Annotated in this window: 1 protein-coding gene and 1 pseudogene; both read left to right on the top strand. The window is 67.3% G+C overall.

Translation table 11 applies throughout. The features are described from left to right. Nucleotides 1–52 precede the first annotated feature (52 nt). A pseudogene (locus ITJ69_RS20145) lies at nt 53–923 on the top strand (IS5 family transposase). A gap of 31 nt (nt 924–954) precedes the next feature. After that, the gene (locus tag ITJ69_RS20140) at nt 955–1,950 is read left to right on the top strand and encodes a D-alanine--D-alanine ligase family protein (RefSeq protein WP_194673842.1); all 996 of its coding nucleotides are present in this window, start codon (nt 955–957) and stop codon (nt 1,948–1,950) included. The last annotated feature ends 15 nt before the right edge of the window (nt 1,951–1,965 follow it).

Below are 1,965 nucleotides of genomic sequence, written 5' to 3'. Positions count from 1 at the left end.
CTAGGGCGTGTTGCTAAATGGGTGCTCGGGTGCCGTGGGTCACGCTTGAGGTGTGCCGCGTGACGTGATCTCCGATGAGACTTGGGCGGCGATCGGTCCGCTGTTCCCGCCTGCGAAGCCGAGAGGCCGGCCGCCGGTGGATCGTCGGGTCGTGGTGGAGGCGGTGGTGTGGCGGTTCCGGACGGGAGCACCGTGGCGGGACCTGCCTGATCGGTTCGGGAACTGGAACACGATCTACCGGAACTTCGACCGGTGGGCCAAAGGCGGCGTCTGGGCGCGGCTGCTCGAACACCTGCAGGGCGCAGCCGAACGCCGCGGCGAAATCGACTGGGCTGCGTCGATCGACTCCACGCTCGCTCGCGTGCATCAGCACGGCGCGACGTTGCCTCGCGTCAAAAAGGGGCACGTCGAACTACAACAAGACCGCGGCTGAACCGGCCGATCACGCGATCGGACGATCTCGTGGAGGCTTGACGACGAAGACGCACCTCGTCTGCGACGGTAAGGGCAGGCCGCTCGGCTTCGTCGTCACAGGCGGGCAGGTCGCGGACACGATCATGCTGTCGGCGACGATGGAGCAGATCCGTGTCCCCACGGCGGGACGTCCCCGTTCCCGGCCGGACCGGCTGCGTGCGGACAAGGGCTACCCATCGAGAGCGAACAGGGCGTGGCTGCGATCACGGGACGTGAAGGCGACGATCCCGGAACGCGACGACCAGATCGCTCACCGTCGCAAACGACCGGGCAGACCGATCGTGTTCGATGCGGACGATTACAAGAGCCGCAACGTCGTGGAGCGGTGCTTCAATCGACTCAAGCAGTGGCGGGGCATCGCGATGCGCTCCGACAAGACCGCACGGAACTACCACGCAGGGCTCTGTCTCGCAGCGTCCCTGCTCTGGACCCAGCGGGGCGACGGATGAGTGCGCGGTCGTTCTCCGCTACGGTCGGATCGTGCGGATATCGGTGCTGTTTGGGGGCGCGAGCGAGGAACGCGACGTCTCCATCGCCAGTGCGACCCAGGTCATAGCGGCGCTTCGTTCCCGCGGGCACGAGGTCCTCGCCGTCGACACCGCCTTCGGGGCGCTGTCCGCCACTGACGAGCAGCGCATTCTCACCGAGTCGGTTGCAGTCGCCCCGCCGACCGGGACGCAGCTCCAAGCGCTGCCGTCCACGAGCGCGACGCTGCGGCTTCCCGCGGCTGTCGGGGACAGCGACCTGGTGTTCCTTGCCCTGCACGGTGGTTCCGGGGAAGACGGCCGTATCCAAGCGCTGCTCGAGCTCGCGGGTCTCCGCTACACCGGTTCCGGCCCCCTCGGCAGCGGCCTGGCCATGGACAAGGACGTCGCGAAGACGCTCCTCCGGGCCGCTGGGGTGGACACCCCGGACTGGGTGCTGGCCCCCATAGACGCAGACGGGGTCACTCGGACTCTTGGCTTCCCGACGGTCGTCAAGCCGACCGCTCAAGGATCCACGGTCGGGCTATCGGTCGTCCATGGGCCCGACGATCTGAAGAGCGCCATCGGACACGCCTCGCAGTACGGCGCCGTGATGGTCGAGAAGTTCGTCCGAGGACGCGAGCTGACAGTCGGCGTGCTCGACGGTCGCCCGCTCGCTGTCGGCGAGATCATGCTGCCGCCGGACAGCGCATTCTCGTACGAGGACAAGTATCAACCCTTCGCCGTCCGCGAGCAGTTCCCCGCCGACGTCCCCGCCGAGGTCGCAGAGAGCGCACGCGCCGCGGCGTTACGCGCGCACGAGGCCCTGCGCCTGGACGGATACAGCAGATCGGACTTCCGGCTCGATGGCGACGATCGCCTTTGGATCATCGAGACCAACAGCCTGCCCGGACTGACCTCCACCAGTCTGCTCCCGCAATCCGCCGCCGCAAGCGGCATCAGTTACGAAGACCTCTGCGAACGCATCTGCCGGCTCGCTCTCAACCTTTAGCAACACGTCCTAGGT

It is taken from the genome of Curtobacterium sp. VKM Ac-2887 (assembly GCF_015350935.1).
Taxonomy (GTDB): domain Bacteria; phylum Actinomycetota; class Actinomycetes; order Actinomycetales; family Microbacteriaceae; genus Curtobacterium.
This window is presented reverse-complemented; position numbering and strand designations above follow the sequence as displayed.